Annotated in this window: 17 protein-coding genes; 4 read left to right on the top strand and 13 right to left on the bottom strand. The window is 71.6% G+C overall.

Annotated features, from left to right (window positions below; all coding sequences use genetic code 11):
* Positions 1 to 118: 118 nt before the first annotated feature.
* Together IE172_RS09400 and IE172_RS09395 are read left to right on the top strand one after the other, a co-directional pair.
* Entirely contained in the window at positions 119 to 1,177 is a 1,059-nt protein-coding gene (locus tag IE172_RS09400; RefSeq protein ID WP_190096665.1) for a right-handed parallel beta-helix repeat-containing protein, read from the top strand.
* A gap of 48 nt (positions 1,178 to 1,225) precedes the next feature.
* Positions 1,226 to 2,254, top strand: a complete 1,029-nt coding sequence (locus IE172_RS09395) for a methyltransferase (RefSeq protein ID WP_190096664.1) — start codon at positions 1,226 to 1,228, stop codon at positions 2,252 to 2,254.
* Between the two features lie 83 nt (positions 2,255 to 2,337).
* On the opposite strand, the gene IE172_RS09390 is transcribed toward IE172_RS09395, so the two are convergent.
* The 7 genes from IE172_RS09390 to IE172_RS09360 all read right to left on the bottom strand — a co-directional run bounded on the left by IE172_RS09390 (position 2,338) and on the right by IE172_RS09360 (position 7,661).
* Entirely contained in the window at positions 2,338 to 2,673 is a 336-nt protein-coding gene (locus tag IE172_RS09390; protein WP_190096663.1) for a TcmI family type II polyketide cyclase, read from the bottom strand.
* A gap of 45 nt (positions 2,674 to 2,718) precedes the next feature.
* Positions 2,719 to 3,201, bottom strand: coding sequence for an SRPBCC family protein (locus tag IE172_RS09385; RefSeq protein WP_190096662.1), 483 nt, complete (start codon positions 3,199 to 3,201; stop codon positions 2,719 to 2,721).
* A gap of 2 nt (positions 3,202 to 3,203) precedes the next feature.
* Positions 3,204 to 3,464, bottom strand: coding sequence for an acyl carrier protein (locus tag IE172_RS09380; protein ID WP_190096661.1), 261 nt, complete (start codon positions 3,462 to 3,464; stop codon positions 3,204 to 3,206).
* Between the two features lie 27 nt (positions 3,465 to 3,491).
* On the bottom strand, positions 3,492 to 4,736 hold the full coding sequence (locus IE172_RS09375; RefSeq protein WP_190096660.1) for a ketosynthase chain-length factor: 1,245 nt from the start codon (positions 4,734 to 4,736) through the stop codon (positions 3,492 to 3,494).
* Positions 4,733 to 6,001 carry a beta-ketoacyl-[acyl-carrier-protein] synthase family protein gene (locus IE172_RS09370; RefSeq protein WP_190096659.1) on the bottom strand — a complete coding sequence of 423 codons (1,269 nt, stop codon included), beginning with the start codon at positions 5,999 to 6,001 and terminating at the stop codon, positions 4,733 to 4,735. Before IE172_RS09370 ends, IE172_RS09375 begins: the two co-directional genes overlap by 4 nt.
* On the bottom strand, positions 5,998 to 6,465 hold the full coding sequence (locus tag IE172_RS09365; RefSeq protein WP_190096658.1) for a cupin domain-containing protein: 468 nt from the start codon (positions 6,463 to 6,465) through the stop codon (positions 5,998 to 6,000). The genes IE172_RS09370 and IE172_RS09365 overlap by 4 nt, the downstream gene beginning before the upstream one ends.
* A gap of 71 nt (positions 6,466 to 6,536) precedes the next feature.
* Positions 6,537 to 7,661, bottom strand: a complete 1,125-nt coding sequence (locus IE172_RS09360; protein WP_190096657.1) for a SchA/CurD-like domain-containing protein — start codon at positions 7,659 to 7,661, stop codon at positions 6,537 to 6,539.
* 232 nt (positions 7,662 to 7,893) lie between these two features.
* Here IE172_RS09360 and IE172_RS09355 point away from each other — a divergent pair, with 232 nt between their 5' ends.
* Positions 7,894 to 9,612, top strand: coding sequence for an FAD-dependent oxidoreductase (locus IE172_RS09355; RefSeq protein ID WP_190096656.1), 1,719 nt, complete (start codon positions 7,894 to 7,896; stop codon positions 9,610 to 9,612).
* Positions 9,613 to 9,683: 71 nt separating this feature from the next.
* Here IE172_RS09355 and IE172_RS09350 read toward each other — a convergent pair whose 3' ends face one another.
* The gene (locus tag IE172_RS09350; RefSeq protein WP_190096655.1) at positions 9,684 to 10,652 is read right to left on the bottom strand and encodes a hypothetical protein; all 969 of its coding nucleotides are present in this window, start codon (positions 10,650 to 10,652) and stop codon (positions 9,684 to 9,686) included.
* Positions 10,653 to 10,813: 161 nt separating this feature from the next.
* Positions 10,814 to 12,259, bottom strand: coding sequence for a glyceraldehyde-3-phosphate dehydrogenase (locus tag IE172_RS09345; RefSeq protein ID WP_190096654.1), 1,446 nt, complete (start codon positions 12,257 to 12,259; stop codon positions 10,814 to 10,816).
* 198 nt (positions 12,260 to 12,457) lie between these two features.
* Between IE172_RS09345 and IE172_RS09340 the strand changes: the two genes are divergently transcribed.
* Positions 12,458 to 12,862, top strand: coding sequence for an SseB family protein (locus IE172_RS09340; protein ID WP_190096653.1), 405 nt, complete (start codon positions 12,458 to 12,460; stop codon positions 12,860 to 12,862).
* 42 nt (positions 12,863 to 12,904) lie between these two features.
* Here the strand turns inward: IE172_RS09340 and IE172_RS09335 are convergent, their stop codons facing one another.
* The 4 genes from IE172_RS09335 to IE172_RS09320 form a co-directional block, all read right to left on the bottom strand.
* The gene (locus IE172_RS09335) at positions 12,905 to 13,303 is read right to left on the bottom strand and encodes a MarR family winged helix-turn-helix transcriptional regulator (protein ID WP_190096652.1); all 399 of its coding nucleotides are present in this window, start codon (positions 13,301 to 13,303) and stop codon (positions 12,905 to 12,907) included.
* A gap of 80 nt (positions 13,304 to 13,383) precedes the next feature.
* Complete coding sequence (locus IE172_RS09330; RefSeq protein WP_190096651.1) at positions 13,384 to 14,415, bottom strand: LacI family DNA-binding transcriptional regulator; 1,032 nt, start codon at positions 14,413 to 14,415, stop codon at positions 13,384 to 13,386.
* Positions 14,412 to 15,305, bottom strand: coding sequence for a carbohydrate ABC transporter permease (locus tag IE172_RS09325; RefSeq protein ID WP_190096650.1), 894 nt, complete (start codon positions 15,303 to 15,305; stop codon positions 14,412 to 14,414). Before IE172_RS09325 ends, IE172_RS09330 begins: the two co-directional genes overlap by 4 nt.
* Positions 15,302 to 16,171, bottom strand: coding sequence for a carbohydrate ABC transporter permease (locus IE172_RS09320; RefSeq protein WP_190096949.1), 870 nt, complete (start codon positions 16,169 to 16,171; stop codon positions 15,302 to 15,304). Before IE172_RS09320 ends, IE172_RS09325 begins: the two co-directional genes overlap by 4 nt.
* Between the last annotated feature and the right edge of the window lie 25 nt (positions 16,172 to 16,196).

Raw genomic sequence — 16,196 nt, 5'->3', positions numbered from 1 at the left:
CCGCGCGGAGCCGGGCGAGGCAACCGCAGCCGAACGGGCGAGCGGGACCGGTGATCACCGCGCCCGGCTGGGTGATCACCGGTGGCGGGGGCGATCACCCGCTCATAGCTTCGGCTTCATGAACAGACGACACTTGACGTACCTCGCGTGCACCACCGCCGTCGTGGCCGCGGGGCTGGGTGCCGCCCCCGCGGCCCAGCAGCCGGCCGTGCACCGCGTCCAGCCCGGGCAGTCGATCCAGAAGGCCGTCGACGCCGCCGAGCCGGGGGACACCGTCCTGCTCGCGGCCGGCACCTACCGGCAGAGCGTCGACATCACCTCGCCGGACATCACCCTGCGCGGCCACGGCGCCGGCCGCACCGTCCTGATGCCCGCCGCGGACGCCAAGGGCGCCTGCGCCAAGGCCGGGAACGGCATCTGTGTGACCGGCACCGACGACAAGCCCGTCAAGGACGTCGGCATCAGGTCCCTGACGGTGCGCGGCTACGCCAAGAACGGTGTGTGGGCCACCGGGACCGACAACCTGAAGGTCCGCTTCGTGAGCGCGGAGAAGAACGGCCAGTGGGGCATCGCGCAGGAACGCTCCGTACGCGGCGTCATCAGCCACAACCTCACGCGGAACAACGGCGACGCCGGAGTGTTCGTCGCCAACACCGTCGACACCGAGGAAGGCGCCCGTGACGCCGGCAAGACCGTCGTGCGGCACAACATGACCGAAGGCAACCGGGTCGGCGTCACCGTACGGCGGCTGCGGAACATGAGCGTCGACCACAACGAGGCCACCGGCAACTGCGCCGCCGTGTTCGTCGTGGGCGACGAGACCGCCCCGCGCGCCGGCCACCTGAGCGTCACCCACAACCACGTCCACGGCAACAACAAGCACTGCGACAAGACGCCGCGCCTGCCCTTCCTCCAGGGCTCGGGCATCGTCCTCACCGGCGTCGAGGAGACCCTGGTCGCCTTCAACCGGGTCGAGGACAACAAGGGCACCTCACCGCTGTCCGGCGGCATCGTGCTGTTCAAGAGCCTCGTCGGCACGCCCAGCGAGCGCAACGAGATCCGCGACAACCTGCTGACCGGCAACGGCCCGGCCGACCTGGCCAACCGGGACACCGCCAAGACCAACACCTTCAGCCGCAACACCTGCACGCTCTCCGAACCCGCCGGAATGTGCTGACCCGCTCCGTCCCCCAGAGACTGCACAACAGCAGAAGCGAGGCAACGGATGACCACCGTCGACCCGGCTCCCCCGCCGCCCATGCGGCTGAGGGAGCTCGTATTCGGGGCGGCGTGCGCCGCCGCCGTCCGCGCGGCCGTCCGCCTGGGCGTGCCGGACGCCCTGGACGACAGTCCCATGACCGTCGACGACCTGGCGACGGCGGTGAAGACCCAGCCGCACACCCTGCGGCGGCTGCTGCGCGCCCTGACCTGCCAGGGCGTGTTCGCCGAGAACCCCGACGGCACCTTCGAACACACCGAGATGTCCCGGCTGCTGCGTGAGGACGACCCGCACAGCCTGCGCTACATCGCCCTGTGGTGCACCGAGCCGTGGACCTGGAGCGTCTGGCCGCTGCTCGACGAGGCGGTGCGCTCGGGCCGCAACGTCTTCGAGGACGTGTACGACCGGGAGTTCTTCACCTACCTCAACGAGTCCGCCCCCGAGTCCGCCCACGTGTTCAACCGCGCGATGACGACGTCCAGCGAGCAGTCCGCCCGCGACGTGGCCCTGCTGCTCGACCTGGACGACGCCTCCTCGGTCGTGGACATCGGGGGCGGCCAGGGACACGTGCTGGCCAGCCTCCTGGAGAAGCACCCCCACCTGCACGGCACGCTGCTCGACCTGCCGGGTGTCGTCGAGAACGCCGACCCGCGGCTGCGCCGGGGCGGCGCGCTCGCCGGCCGGGTCGGGGTCGTCGCCGGTGACTGCCGCGAGGACGTGCCCGTCCAGGCGGACGTGTACATCATCAAGAATGTGCTGGAGTGGGACGACGACAGCACCCGCCGGGTCCTCGCCAACGTCCGCGCGGCGGCCCGGCCCGGAGCCCGGGTCGTGGTCATCGAGAACCTCGTCGACGACACCCCGTCGATGCGGTTCACCACCGCCATGGACCTGCTGCTGCTCCTCAACGTCGGCGGCGCCAAGCACACCCGGCAGAGCATGATCGACCGGCTGACCGGCGCGGGCCTGGTCATCGGCGAGATCCGTCCCGTCAACGCGTATCTGCACGCCTTCGAGTGCACCGTACCCGGCTGATCCGAAGGCGCCGCAACCCCGAGGCCGCCGGCTCCGCGACTGACGCGGAACCGGCGGCCTCGGGGTTTCTCCCGGCGCGCGGCTCAGGAGCCGGCGCCGCGCTCCCAGCGGTAGAAGCACTGCGCCATGGCGTCCTTCGGACCGCGCCAGGTGGCGGGGTCGTACGGGCTGACGTACGCCTCCAGCCGCTCGCTGATGCCCCGGAACTCGGGGTGCGAGGCCAGCTTGGCGATGGCGGGTGCCGGGTCCTTCTCGGCCTCGATGAGGTGCAGGTACACGTCGTCGCCGAACTGGAAGAGGCTGCGCCGGCTGACCCCGACGAGGTGGGGCAGCTCACCCCGGTCGGAGTCGGCGAACACGTCGGCGATGTCCGCGGCCGAACCGGGCTTCATCCGGGCGACGATGAGGGCGTGGTGCATGGGGGAGTCCTTCCCTGTTCTTCCGCGGCCGGTCCCGGCCGGCGCTCAGCGCGAGGACGCGACGGACGCGCTCTCGCTGTCGCGGGCGACCTGCTCGATCCGGTCCCGGATGAGGGCCATCTGGGTACGGGAGTTGCGGTTGATGTTGTCCGTCATCCAGGCGTCGTCGACCGGGGCGTCGGGCTTCATCGCGAAGTCCTGAGTCCAGCGCATCTCGACCCCGCCGGGCAGTTCCGCGTACTCCCACAGGATGTCCATGTGGGCGAACGGTCCCGTCTCGACCCGGCGGGCGCGCACGGTCCGCTTCTCGCGGTCCGGGGTGCGCTCCGACACCCAGCTCCACACCTTGCCGTTCTCGTCCGGGTGCATGGTCAGCCGGAACGTCGTCGTGTTCCCCTCGCGGGAGATGACGTCCACGGACGCGTACTCGCTGAACAGCCGCGGCCAGTTCTCCAGGTCGTTGGTCATCTCCCACACCAGGTCGAGGGGAGCGTCGATGGTGATGCTGTTCTCGGTGTGTCCGGCCACTGTCAGGCTCCAGCCGTGAGGGTGCTGTTGATGAGGTTCAGGAACTCCCGGGGCGTCCTGCAGCGCTCCGAGTCGGGCGGCAGGGACTGGCCGTACCGGTTCTCCAGCTCGCCGACGATGCCGAGCAGACCGAGCGAGTCCAGGCCGAAGGAGTCGAACGGGGACTCCGCGGCCTCCTTGAGCTCCTGCGGGTCGACGGTGATGCCGGCCGCCTGCTTCATCAGGGCGGACAGCTCGTCGAAGGTCACTTCGGTGGTGATCATGGGTGACTTCTCCTTCCCCGCCCGGACCTACCGGGCGCAGTCGTCACCGCGGCGCACGACCAGCGCCGCGTTGGATCCCATCAGTCCCCTGCTGAGGACGAGGGCGGTGCGCAGCTCCGCGGGGCGAGCGTGCGCCATCACCAGGTCGAGGTCGTGGCAGATGTCGAAGACGTTCGGCGTGGGCGGGACCTGCCCGTGCTCCATCGCGAGCACCGCGGCCACCGTGTCCAGCACGGGTGCCGCGCAGTGCGCGCGGCCGATGCCGGTCTTGGGCGCCGTGACCGGCACCCGCCTGCCGTGCGCGCCGAGGACGTCGGCGATCGCCAGTGCCTCCGCGCGGTCCGCCTCGGGCACGCCCATGGCGTCGGCGAACACGACGTCGATCTCCTCCGGGGCGCAGCCCGCCTCGTCCAGGGCCCCGGAGATCGCCCGGGCGAGCCCTTCGCGGGACTCCGCCCAGCGGGAAGCCCCGGTGAACGTGGCGCCATGGCCGGCGACGGTGGCCCGTACGGGCACCCCGCGCTCGCGGGCCCGGTCCTCGTCCTCGACGACGAGCAGGGCACCGCCCTCCGCGGGGACGAAACCGCACGCCTTCTCGGTGAAGGGACGGTAGGCCCGGTCGGGGTCGTCGAGCGTGCTCAGCTCGGGGTAGCCGAGCTGGCAGACCATCGAGTACGGGGCCAGCGGCGCCTCCGCCGCCCCCACGACCATGACGTCGGTGCCGCGTCCCACCGCCCGGGCGGCGTGCGCGAGGCAGTCCAGACCACCGGCCTCGTCGCTGGCCACCACCCCGCACGGCCCCTTGAGGCCGCCCCGGATGGAGATCTGGCCGGTGCTCGCGGCGTAGAACCAGGCGATGGACTGGTAGGGGCCGACGAACTTCGACCCCTTGCTCCACAGTTTCTGCAACTCGCGCTGGCCGAACTCGCCGCCCCCGGAGCCGGCGGCGGTCACCACCCCGATCGAGAACGGTTCGGCGGGTTCACCGCCGAGCCCGGCGTCGTCGAGGGCCATGGCGGCCGCGGCCATGGCGAAGTGGCTGAACCGGTCGGTCTGCACCAGGAACCGGTCCTCGATCAGGGCCGCCGGGTCGAAGGACCGCACCTCGCCCGCCACGCGCAGCGGCAGGTGGTCACAGCCCTCGCGGCTGATCAGGTCCAGCACGCCGAGGCCTTCGCGGACGGACTTCCAGTAGGCGTCGGTCCGCAGTCCGTTGGGCGCGACCACACCGATGCCGGTGACGGCCGCGCGCCCAGGGCGCCTTGTGCTCATCGTGTCCTCCCGCCCGGCCCGGACAGCAGCACCGCGGACTGGAAACCGCCGAACCCGCTGCCCACGGAGAGCACATGGTCCAGCTTCCGCGGGCGGGCGGTGCGCGGCACGTAGTCCAGGTCGCACTCCGGGTCGGGGGTTTCGTAGTTCGCCGTCGGCGGCACGACCTGGTGCTTCAGCGCGAGGACGCAGGCGACCACCTCGATCGCGCCGATCGCGCCCAGCGAGTGCCCCACCATGGACTTGATGGAGCTCATGGGTGTCCGCCGGGCGTGCTCGCCGAGCGACAGCTTCACCGCGGCCGTCTCGTGCCGGTCGTTCTGCCGGGTGCCGGATCCGTGCGCGTTGACGTAGTCGATCAGCGTGGGGTCGATACGGGCCTGGTCGAGCGTGGTGTCGATCGCCCGGGCCATCTCCAGTCCCTCGCTGGTCAGACCGGTCATGTGGTAGGCGTTGCCGTAGGTGGCGTAGCCGCTGATCTCGCAGAGGATCTCCGCGCCGCGGGCGCGTGCGTGCTCGTACTCCTCCAGCACGAGCACCGCCGCGCCCTCGCCCATCACGAAGCCGTCGCGGTGGGCGTCGAAGGGCCGGGAGGCGTGCTCGGGGTCGTCGTTGTTCGGCGACGTCGCCTTGATGGCGTCGAAGCAGGCCATCGTGATCGGTGAGATCGGCGAGTCCGAGGCTCCCGCGATGCAGACGTCGGCCCGGCCCTCGCTGATGGTGTGGAAGGCGTAGCCGACCGCGTCGAGACCGGAGGTGCAGCCCGTGGAGACGGTCTGCACCGGGCCCCGGGCGTCGAACCGCTCGGCGACGACCGAGGCGAGGGTGCTCGGCGAGAACGCCAGGTGCAGCTTCGGCTCGGCCTGCCGGTGGTCGACGTCCCATCGCTGTCCGTGCTCGCTGACCCGGACGTAGTCGCTCTCCAGCCGGGTGGTGCCGCCGACCGCGCTGCCCAGCGAGACCGCCGTGCGCCACGGGTCCAGGGACCCGGTGTCCAGTCCCGATTCCCGTACCGCCTCGGCGGCGGCGACCACGGCGAACTGGATGTAGCGGTCCGCGTGCTGGCAGAGGTCCGCGTCCAGACCGTGCTCGAAGGGGTCGAAGTCGCACTCGGCGGCGATGCGCGAACGCAGACCGGCGGGGTCGAACAGGGAGATGCCGCGGGTCGCGGTGCGGCCGGCTGCGAGGAGATCCCAGAACGCCGTCGCTCCGATGCCGCCTGGAGCGACCACACCTATGCCGGTGACGGCCACTCGCCGGGTCATTTTATGGCCTCGCTCGGCTCGGCCGACCGGCCGTGCTCGGGCCCGCCGACCTTCAACTGCGGCCCGGCGACGGCGCTTTCGGTCTCCTCGGTGTCGACGTGACCGAGACTCGGGTGCGGGGCGAGCGGGCCCAGGTGGAACACCATGCGGGCCTCCTGGTCGCCGACGTTGCGGAAACGGTGCCGCATGTCGATCGGGATCATCAGGCCCTGCTCGGCGCGGAGCGCGAACGGTTCCCCGTCCAGGTCCACTTCGAGCGCGCCGCTCACCACGTACACGAACTCCTCGGAGTACGGGTGGTAGTGCTCGCCGATGCGCTCGCCGGGCTTGATGATCGCCAGACCCATGAAGCCGCTGGTGGAACCCACGGTGGCGGGGGTGAGCAGGGTCCTGAGATCACCTCCGCGCCGTCGGTTGGGTTCCGTCTCGCTCAGGTCCACGATGCGTGGATGCTGCTTGGACATAGGGGTGTTACCTCCGGGTGTGCCGGTGACGTCCGGGCGGGCACGGCCGCGGACGTCACCGCGGTCGACCTTCAGGAATCCGCAGAGGTGCGGTCGGTGACGGGCATCATGTCGGCGTGCGCCAGGAGCCGGTGCAGGGTGCGCTCCGAGTCCAGGGAGCCCTCGACGCCGATCGCGGCGCCGTCCAGGAGACGCTCCAGTTCGGCGGGCTTGCCCGGGCCCTTGATGCCGAGGGAGGAGAGCGGGTCGAGGTCGAGTTCGCCCGTGATGTCGATCATGCGGGTCACGACGTCGTCGCGCTGGAAGACGGTGCTCGCGTACACCGGGCTGTCGGGGTCGCTCGCCGCGGCCTCGTCCTGGTGGGCGAGGAACCGGGCCAGCTCCAGGCCGCGGCCCGCCACGGCCGGGTAGTACAGCATGTGCCGCCGCAGGTGGTCGGGCCGCGGCCGGCCGGCCGCCACGTGCTGCATGGCGGGGAGCGCCGCGCGGGTGAAGAAGATCCGGGCCGAGTCGGCGTCGCTCAGGTCCCGGTCCTGCTCCAGGTAGGGGTTGATGGCCTCCTCCACGGCCTGCACCTGGGGCTGACTGGCCACATGGCACAGCGTGGCCAGGAGGTCGCCCTCCACCTCCACGGCCCGCACGACGCGGTTGCCGTGCATGAAGAGGGAGGTCCGGTGCAGCCGCGTGGTGCCGTTGATGCGCGTCTCGGGCGCGTCGTAGTTGGCCAGGATGTCCACGACCTTGGACTCGGTACCCGGCTTGACGGTGAAGGTGAGGGCGTGGCGGGTCAGTCCCGGGCCCACGCGGGCCTCAGTCTGCAGGCTCGTCCGCGTGTCCCCGGACGCGGCCGGCTGTTCCGGGTGGGTCTCGCGCAGGACGCTGTAGCGCATCGACCGGGTGTCCCGGACGCAGCTGTGCATCGGCCGGACGATCGCGATGTGCTCCTCGCTGTTCACCCACGCGAGGAACGGAAGGGCGCTCTCCCACTCGCTGGTGATGAGCCACTGCGAGGGGTTCTCGATCGACTGGCACAGTTGGTCACTGATGTGGCCGGGAACGGACGCGACCTTGTTGCGCATGTGCTCGTACGCGTCGAGGAACTGTTCCTGGGCCCCCTCGTACAGGTCGAGGAGCAGGATCACCCGCAGCCTCGAGCCGTCGAACGCCGACTGCGCAATGCGTGCCGACATGGTCATCCGGCGCACCTCTCCTCATGGTCGGACGGTCAGGAACGACCGCCGCGTCAGAAGGCCCGGGGTCGCCATGCGTCGATCGTTGCCGCGACTCTCCGGTGCGCGCGAGCGACACGGGGCAGGTGGGTGAACCGCGTGTCATCCGGGTGCCGCCGGGACGCGGACCGGCCCGCACCGGGCATGAAAGGTGCGTCCTGTTCCACAGCCCGTCGAGGGCGACGCTGGAGGCGTTTCAATGAATCGATCGGATACGGCCGGCGGAGCGGATCACCGCACGCCGGTGCTCATCGTCGGCGGCTCGCTGGTGGGCCTGTCGATGTCGCTGTTCCTGGGGCGCCTGGGCGTGCCGCACACACTCGTCGAACGTCACGCGGGCACCTCGATCCACCCGCGCGGGCGGGGCAACAACGTGCGGACCATGGAACTGTTCCGGGCGGCCGGGCTCGAGCAGCGCATCGGCCGGGCCGCGTCGACCCTGGCGGACAACCACGGCATCTGGCAGACCCCGAGCCTGGCGGGCGACGAGGGCGAGTGGCTGCTCCAGGAGATCGACCCCGGCGGCGGGCTCGCCCGCTTCAGTCCCAGCGGGTGGTGCCTGTGCAGCCAGAACGACCTGGAGCCGGTGCTTCTCGAGGGGGCCCGCGAGCTCGGCGGGGACCTGCGCTTCGGGACGGAGATGCTCTCCTTCGACCAGGACTCCGAGGGTGTGACGGTGCTGGTCAAGAGCCGGGAGACCGGCGAGCACACCAGGATCCGGGCGGACTACCTGGTCGCCGCGGACGGACCGCGCAGCCCCGTCCGTGAGACGCTGGGCATCGGGCAGAACGGCCCCGGCGACCTGTTCCACAACGTGAGCCTCACGTTCACCTCGCGTGACCTGGCCGGCGTCGTCGGGGACCGGCGGTTCATCGTCTGCTACCTGACCAACCCGGAGGCCGACGGAGCCCTGCTGCCGGTCGACAACCGGGAGCACTGGGTGTTCCACGCCCCCTGGCACCCCGAACACGGCGAGACCATCGAGGAGTTCACCGACGAGCGGTGTGCGGCACACATCCGCAGGGCCGTCGGCGTACCGGACCTCGACGTGGAGATCACCGGCCGGGCCGCCTGGCACGCCGCCGAGCGGGTCGCCGAACGGTACGCGGACGGCCGGGTGTTCCTGGCCGGAGACTCCGCCCACGAGATGTCGCCCACCGGGGCGTTCGGCTCCAACACCGGCATCCAGGACGCCCACAACCTCGCCTGGAAGCTCGCCGCCGTGCTCGGTGGCTGGGCCGAGCCCGGCCTGCTGGAGACCTACGACGCCGAACGCCGGCCCGTCGCGGAGGCGACCAGCGCCCGTGCCTCCTCCCGTTCGAGCGAGCACAGCCACCCCGGGTACACGCCCGCCCCCGGCGCCCCCGCCCTCGGCGCGCCCGGCCCGGGTGGTCCCGGCGGCCCCGGCGGTCCCGGGGCGGGTGGCCCCGGTGGTCCCGGCATGAAGGGGGGCGGCATCCTCAACGTGGCCCTCTGCTACCGCTATCCGCGCGGCGCGGTCCTGGGCACCGACCCGGCGACGCCGGTCATCCCCGACGGCGTGATGCTGACCGGTGAGCCCGGCAGCCGTGCCCCTCACCTGTGGCTGGAGCGCGCCGGGGACCGCATCTCCACGCTGGACCTGTACGAGCGCTCACTGGTCCTCCTCTGCGCGCAGGACAGCCCCTGGAAGGCCGCGGCGGCCGAGGTCGCGGCCGGGATGTCGGTACCGGTCGACGCGTACGGCATCGGCGAGGGCCCCGCCGCCGACCTGACCGCCGACCCCGGTACGGACTGGGCCGCGGCCCACGGCGTCACCACCGACGGCGCGGTCCTGGTCCGCCCCGACGGGTTCGTCGCCTGGCGCCACGAGATCCACTCCACCGACCCGGGGAAGACCCTCCGGGAGGCGATCGGGGCCCTCGTGTCCCGCCCCTGACCCGGCGCGGCACCCGGACGTCGCGGTACGCGCACGGGCGGTCGGCGGCGGCGCCCGGCCGGGCGGCGGGGTCAGGCGTTCCCGATGCCGCCCTGCCGGCCCCGTTCCGACTTGGACAGGTGCTGCTCGTAGCGCTGCACCGCCGGGCCGTCGACGTCCCAGGGCCAGGGTGTGACCATGCCCTGGAGCGTCTGGAAGACGGGGTGCGCGTCGGCGGCGCGTCCCGCCGCGCACAGCGCGTAGGCCAGCACGTTCAGATCGGCGGCGGCCGCCGCGTGCTGGAAGAACCCCGGCTTCGCCCACAGGGCGGCCGCCTGCTCCAGCGCGGCCGCGATCTGTCCGCCCTGCCACAGCTGACCGGCCGTCATGGCCCGCACGCCGCCCTGCGCCAGCAGTCCCTGGTACTGGCGGACGGCGGCGGTGAGTTCCACCGCCGCGCACGGCGCGTTGGCCGGGATGCGGGTGCGCACCACGTCGACGAAGTCGAGGACGGACGCGCTGGAGCCGCCCTCCTCGGGCGACAGGTAGGCGAGCATCTGCAGATACGCCTCACGGTGCCAGCGGTCGCGTCCGGTGGCCTCCCGCCAGACGGCGTTGACGTCGTTGCGGCCGTACCGCTCGACCCGTGACACGCCGAGCAGGACCACCCACGGCAGGGGGTCCTCCGGGTTCAGTTCGGAGGCCCGGTGGCACCGGGAGACGAGTTCCCCGGCGTCCTCCACGTGCCCGTCCCGCAGCCCGCGCGCCAGTTCGACCCTGGCGTGGAACACCAGGGCGTCGGCGTTGTCCGGCTCCCTGCCCAGCCAGGCGGCGGCCACCCCGGTGTCCGCGGTCGCCTCGGCCAGTACGGACATCCGGTGGCCGCGGCGGTCCCAGTCGTCCCCGGTCTCCTCCAGCAGGGAGGCGACCAGCGCCACGTCGGCCGACTTGCCGCCACCGGCCCGCTTGCTCAGCTTTCCCAGTACACGCGCGAGTTCGGCGTCGTCGAGGGCCAATGCGATGCGGGGGCGTCTGCTGGTGCGACTGCTGAAGAGGGACATGAGCGAAGACTAGGAACTGCGGGTGCCCGGGCAAGCCGGACGGGGCGATCGTTATCGATCTGGCCCTTACCGCCGGTCAAACGGGCAGACCTGGGCGGGGCCGGACATCTCGTCGGCCCCGCCCCCGTCGTTCCGCCCGTGCGGCGGCGTCGCTCCCCGGGTCAGCCCTGGGGTGCCGGGTACGTCGGGTACTCCACGCCCGAGACGTACTGGACGACCCGGACGACCTGGCACGAGTAGCCGAACTCGTTGTCGTACCAGAGGTACAGGATGGCGTTGTCGCCCTCGACCTTGAGCGCTCCGGCGTCCACGATCGAGGCGTGCCGCGAGCCGATGAAGTCGCTGGAGACCGCGTCGGGCGCGCTGATGAAGTCGATCTGGCGCTTCAGCGGGGAGGTCAGCGACACGTTGCGCAGGTAGTCGAGGACCTCCTCGCGGTCGGTGGCGCGGGCCAGCTGGAGGTTCAGGATCGCGATCGACACGTCCGGCACGGGGACCCGGATCGAGCTGCCGGTGATGGTCGCGTCGAGGTCGGGCAGCGCCTTGGCGACGGCCGAGGCGGCACCGGTCTCGGTGATCACCATGTTCAGCGGCGCGGAACGGCCGCGGCGCTCCGACTTGTGGTAGTTGTCCAGCAGGTTCTGGTCGTTGGTGAACGAGTGGACCGTCTCCACGTGCCCGCGCAGCACCCCGTACTCGTCCGCCATCGCCTTCAGCGGCGGCACGATCGCGTTGGTGGTGCAGGACGCGCAGGACAGGATCTGCTCGTCCGGCTTGAGGGTGTCGTGGTTGACGCCGTGCACGATGTTGGGCACGTCGCCCTTGCCGGGCGCGGTCAGCACCACCTTGTCGACACCGGGACGCAGGTGCAGCGACAGCCCTTCGCGGTCGCGCCACTTGCCGGTGTTGTCGATCAGGATGGCGTTCTTGATGCCGTACGCCGTGTAGTCGATCTCCGACGGGTCGTTCGCGTAGATCACCTTCACGGTGTTGCCGTTGGCGACGATCGTGCTGTTCGCCTCGTCGACGGTGATCGTGCCCTGGAACTGGCCGTGCACGGAGTCCCGGCGCAGCAGCGAGGCCCGCTTGACGATGTCCTGCTCGCCGCCCCGGCGGACCACGATCGCGCGCAGCCGCAGCCCGTTGCCGGAGCCCGACTTCTCGATCAGCAGCCGGGCCAGCAGACGGCCGATGCGGCCGAAGCCGTAGAGGACGACGTCGCGCGGCTCACGGCGGTCGATCTTGTTGTCGCCGGTGGCGCCGGCGACGGCCTCCGCGGTGAACTCGGCCACCGACTGGCCCCGGTCGTCGGCCCGGTAGGCCTCGGCGAGCAGACCGATGTCGATCTGGGAGGGGCCGAGGTCGAGCGCGGTGAGCGCGTGCAGGAAGGGCAGCGTCTCGGTGACCGACAGTTCCTCACCGGCGATCTGCCGGGCGAAGCGGTGGGTCTTGAGGATGCTGACCACCGACTTGTTGACCAAGGAGCGGCTGTGCAGCAGGACGGTCACGTCCCGCTCGCGGTGCAGCTTCCCGATGATCGGGATCATGGACTCCGCGATTTCCTCGCGGTGCTTCCAGTCGGTGAACGAGTCTTCGTTGACAGTCACAGGATCATCTTTCGAGCTAGAGGGTGCTCATATGATAGCCATGCTGGCTGGGCGCTCCCGAGGGGGTCTCCGTGAGGGCTCGCGGCACCGGGATTCGCATGGTTGCGCGACATCCGATCGGGTATGCGTCCAGCACTGTGCCCGGGGCGGACCGTGTCCCGGGCGGTCCGCACGACCGCCGCAAGCAGGGAATCTGTCATGGAAACACCCGCGCACGAGAACAACGCCCCCACGCCCGCCCAGCGGGCCCTGGACACCCTGTCCGTGAACACCGAGGACACGGCGGCGCTGGACGCCCTCGCCGACAGCGACGTGCTGATCCCGGTGCCCGACGACGCGGGCGACGAGGAGGCCGCCGACCCGGGCGCCGTGGCACTGCCGGTGCTGGAGCAGCCGGGCGGCGACCACGTGGTGCCCGTGTTCACCTCGGAGCTGGAGATGGCGGGACTGCTGCCGTTCGTCTCCCGCTACCGCCTCGTCCCGCTCGGGGCGCTGGCCGCCCAATGGCCGGCCGACGACCTGTCGCTCACCATCGACGGCAGCTCCGAGCACCGCCTCACGCTCACCTCGGAGGGAGTACGCACCCTGCTGGCCCGCCCCTGACCCGTACCGGCCGCCGCGTGCCGGGGCGCGGCCCCGCGGGGATCACCCGGCCCGGCCGCCCAGGGCGCGGGCCAGGGCCGCCCGCTGCAGCGGCAGTGCCTCGGCGTGCAGGGCGCGGCCCCGGGGCGTGAGCGCCACGTACACGCCGCGCCGGTCCTCCGGGCACATCGCCCGCTCGGCCAGGCCGTCCCGCTCCAGCCGGGCGACGAGGCGGGACAGCGCGCTCTGGCTGAGGTGGACCCGGCCCGCCAGGTCCTGCACCCGGCACTGCCCGCCCTCCCGGGCCGTCCCGGCCGCCAGCAGGTCCAGCACCTCGAAGTCGGACGCGCCGATCCCGTACGCGTGCAGCGCGCGGTCGATCTCGCCCAGGGTGCGCGCGTGCACCGCGAGGATGTCACGCCACCGCTCCTCGAGCCGCGCGCCGGCCGCCGTCGCTCCCATACTCGAACGGTAACACTCGTTCGAAATTCAATGAACGTGCCCGGGGCGGCCCGTCCGGGCAGGTCGCGGGGGTGCGCCCGTCACGTCGAGTCCCGCTTCACCAGCTCGGTCGGCAGGATCACCGCCGCCTGGTCCTCACCGCCCATCTGGGCCAGCAGCACCCGCACCATCTCCGCGCTGATGCGGTCCCACGGCTGACGGATCGTGGTGAGTTCCGGAGTCGCGGCGACGGCCGCGGGCGAGTCGTCGAAACCGCCGACGGCGACGTCCTCCGGCACCCGGCGCCCCGCCCGGTGCAGCGCGGTGAGTACCCCCTGCGCCATCAGGTCGGAGGCCACGAACACGGCGTCCACGTCCGGGGCCCGCGCCAGCAGCCGCTCGGCGGCCGCCTCGCCGCTGGCCCTGCTGTAGTCCCCGGGGACGACCAGCCGCTCGTCGGCCTCCACGCCCGCCTCCGCGAGCACCTCCCGGTAACCGGCGAGGCGTTCCACGCCACCGGGGGTGTCCTGCGGGCCGGTCACCACGCCGATCCGGCGCCGGCCCAGGGCCAGCAGGTGCCGCACCATGTCACGCGCCCCGTCCCGGTCGTCGGCGGCCACGTAGCTCACCTTCGAGCCCAGCCCGATCGGCTTCCCGCACGCGACCAGCGGCACTCCGGCGGCGCGCAGTTCCTCGGCCACCGGGTCGCCGGAGTGGCTGGACACCAGCAGCACCCCGTCCACGTGCCCGGCGGTGATGTACCGGGTGATGCGCCGCCGTTCGTCGTCCGTACCGGCCAGCATCAGCAGCAGCGGAATGTCGTGCGCGGCCAGTGCCTGCGTACAACCCCGCAGCAGGACGTTGAAGTTGGGGTCCTCGAAGAACCGCTCCTGGGGTTCGGTGAGCAGGAAGCCCACCGAGTCGGAGCGGCCGGTGATCAGCGAGCGGGCGTGCCGGTTGACGACGTAACCCGTCTTGCGGATCGCGGCGTTGACCGCCTCCGCCGCGGTGGGGCTGACGTAGTGGCCGCCGTTGAGCACCCGCGAGACGGTGCCGCGCGAGACACCGGCCTCGCGCGCCACGTCGTGGATCGTCGGCGGCTTGCGCCTGCCCCCCGTGTTGCCCATGGTCATGACTTTACGGCCCCGGACAGCAGATCCAGGCTCCAGAACCGCTGGACGACCAGGAAGAGCGCCACCAGCGGGAACACCGCGAGAAACGCGCCCGTGATCACCAGGGTGTACAGCGCCGGCGTGCTGGCGCCCTGTTCGAGCAGGGTGTACAGGCCGAGGGTGATCGGGAACTTCTCGTCGTCGCTGAGCATGATGTACGGCAGCAGGAAGTTGTTCCAGATCGCCACGAACTGGAACAGGAAGACCGTCACCAGACCGGGCACCATCATCGGCAGCGCCACCCGCGTGAAGATGTGCCACTCGCCCGCGCCGTCCATCCGTCCGGCCTCCACCACGTCCGCCGGCACGGCGGCCGCCGCGTAGATCCGCGCGAGATAGACCCCGTACGGGGAGAGGATCTGCGGCAGTAGCACCGACAGGTGGGAGTCGGTGAGGTCCGCCTGCGCCAGCAGCAGGTACTGCGGCACGGCGAGGATCACCGGGGGCATCAGCACACCGGCGAGCAGCACGTTGAACAGCGTCTCGCGGCCCCGGAAGCGGTAGGTCGCCAGGGCGTAGCCGCTGACCGCCGACACGCACGTCGACAGCAGTGCGCCCAGACCGGCGTACAGGGCGGAGTTGCCCATCCACTGCCAGTAGACGCCGTCGCGGTAGGCGCCGAGGTCGGAGAGGTTCTCCGCGAAGCCGGTGCCGGGCCAGAACGTGAACGTGGAGAACAGCTCCGAGCCCGACTTGGTGGACGCGACGACCACCCAGGCGACCGGCAGCAGGCAGTACAGCGCGCCCAGCAGCAGGGTCACGGTCGGGACGAGGGCGATCCGGCGGCGGCGCCCCGGAGCGCGGGTCGTGCCGGCCGCCGGCGCGGCCCCGGCCAGGGGGAGGGAACTCATCGTGCGGCCTCCTGCTTGGTGCGCCGGCTCGCGGCCCGCAGGAACCCGAAGGACAGCACCAGGGTGGCGAGCGCGATGATCGTCGCCTGGGCGGCGGCCGCGTGGATGTCGCCGTTGCCGAAGGCGTCCTGGTAGACCTTCATCAGCGGACTCCAGGTGGTGGACACGGAATTGGTGAGCGGTTTGAGGGTGGTGGGTTCGTTGAACACCTGGAGCGTCGCGATGATCGAGAAGAAGAAGGTCAGCACCAGCGAGGGCGCCACCATCGGGATCTTGATCCGCAGCGCGATCTGCAGCGGGCCGGCGCCGTCCAGCCTCGCCGCCTCGTACACCTCGGCGGGGATCGCCCGCAGCGCGGTGTAGATGACGATCATGTTGAAGCCGGTGCCGCCCCAGACCGCGATGTTCGACAGCGCCAGATAGAGCGGGCCGCCGTCCAGCAGATCCGGCTGCGGCAGCCCCAGCCTGTCCAGCACGAAGTAGAAGGGGCTGACGTCCGGCAGGTACAGGAAGCCCCACAGCAGGGCCGCCACCACACCGGGAACGGCGTAGGGAAGGAAGATCGCGAGCCGGGTGAAGGGGGCGAGCCGCACCCGGTCGGAGTCCAGCATCAGCGCGAACACCAGGGCCAGGCCCAGCATCACCGGCACCACGATGCCGCCGTACCCCAGCACCCGCAGCGCGCCGTTCAGCAGTTCGCCGTCGGACAGGGCGCCGGTGTAGTTCTCCGGTCCGGCCCAGACCTCCTCGCGGGCGCCCGCCCCCAGGCCGAGGCCGGACACCCGCACCTTGCGGAAGCTGAGCCAGACGGCGTACCCGATGGGCAGCGCGAAGAACAGCAGGAAGAGGAGGGCCGCGGGGATCAGGAAGAAGTAGGGGGCGCCGCGCGCC

The sequence above is a fragment of the Streptomyces griseoflavus genome, assembly GCF_014649995.1.
GTDB classification, from domain to species: domain Bacteria; phylum Actinomycetota; class Actinomycetes; order Streptomycetales; family Streptomycetaceae; genus Streptomyces; species Streptomyces griseoflavus.
This window is presented reverse-complemented; position numbering and strand designations above follow the sequence as displayed.

Excerpts from the sequence above, each read along its gene's own strand:
- IE172_RS09335 (WP_190096652.1), bottom strand. The coding sequence starts at position 13,303 with ATGGGAGCGACGGCGGCCGGCGCGCGGCTCGAGGAGCGGTGGCGTGAC.
- IE172_RS09350 (WP_190096655.1), bottom strand. The coding sequence starts at position 10,652 with ATGTCCCTCTTCAGCAGTCGCACCAGCAGACGCCCCCGCATCGCATTG.
- IE172_RS09355 (WP_190096656.1), top strand. The coding sequence starts at position 7,894 with ATGAATCGATCGGATACGGCCGGCGGAGCGGATCACCGCACGCCGGTG.
- IE172_RS09400 (WP_190096665.1), top strand. The coding sequence starts at position 119 with ATGAACAGACGACACTTGACGTACCTCGCGTGCACCACCGCCGTCGTG.
- IE172_RS09330 (WP_190096651.1), bottom strand. The coding sequence starts at position 14,415 with ATGACCATGGGCAACACGGGGGGCAGGCGCAAGCCGCCGACGATCCAC.
- IE172_RS09375 (WP_190096660.1), bottom strand. The coding sequence starts at position 4,736 with ATGAGCACAAGGCGCCCTGGGCGCGCGGCCGTCACCGGCATCGGTGTG.
- IE172_RS09380 (WP_190096661.1), bottom strand. The coding sequence starts at position 3,464 with ATGATCACCACCGAAGTGACCTTCGACGAGCTGTCCGCCCTGATGAAG.
- IE172_RS09325 (WP_190096650.1), bottom strand. The coding sequence starts at position 15,305 with ATGAGTTCCCTCCCCCTGGCCGGGGCCGCGCCGGCGGCCGGCACGACC.
- IE172_RS09360 (WP_190096657.1), bottom strand. The coding sequence starts at position 7,661 with ATGACCATGTCGGCACGCATTGCGCAGTCGGCGTTCGACGGCTCGAGG.
- IE172_RS09390 (WP_190096663.1), bottom strand. The coding sequence starts at position 2,673 with ATGCACCACGCCCTCATCGTCGCCCGGATGAAGCCCGGTTCGGCCGCG.
- IE172_RS09365 (WP_190096658.1), bottom strand. The coding sequence starts at position 6,465 with ATGTCCAAGCAGCATCCACGCATCGTGGACCTGAGCGAGACGGAACCC.
- IE172_RS09370 (WP_190096659.1), bottom strand. The coding sequence starts at position 6,001 with ATGACCCGGCGAGTGGCCGTCACCGGCATAGGTGTGGTCGCTCCAGGC.
- IE172_RS09340 (WP_190096653.1), top strand. The coding sequence starts at position 12,458 with ATGGAAACACCCGCGCACGAGAACAACGCCCCCACGCCCGCCCAGCGG.
- IE172_RS09395 (WP_190096664.1), top strand. The coding sequence starts at position 1,226 with ATGACCACCGTCGACCCGGCTCCCCCGCCGCCCATGCGGCTGAGGGAG.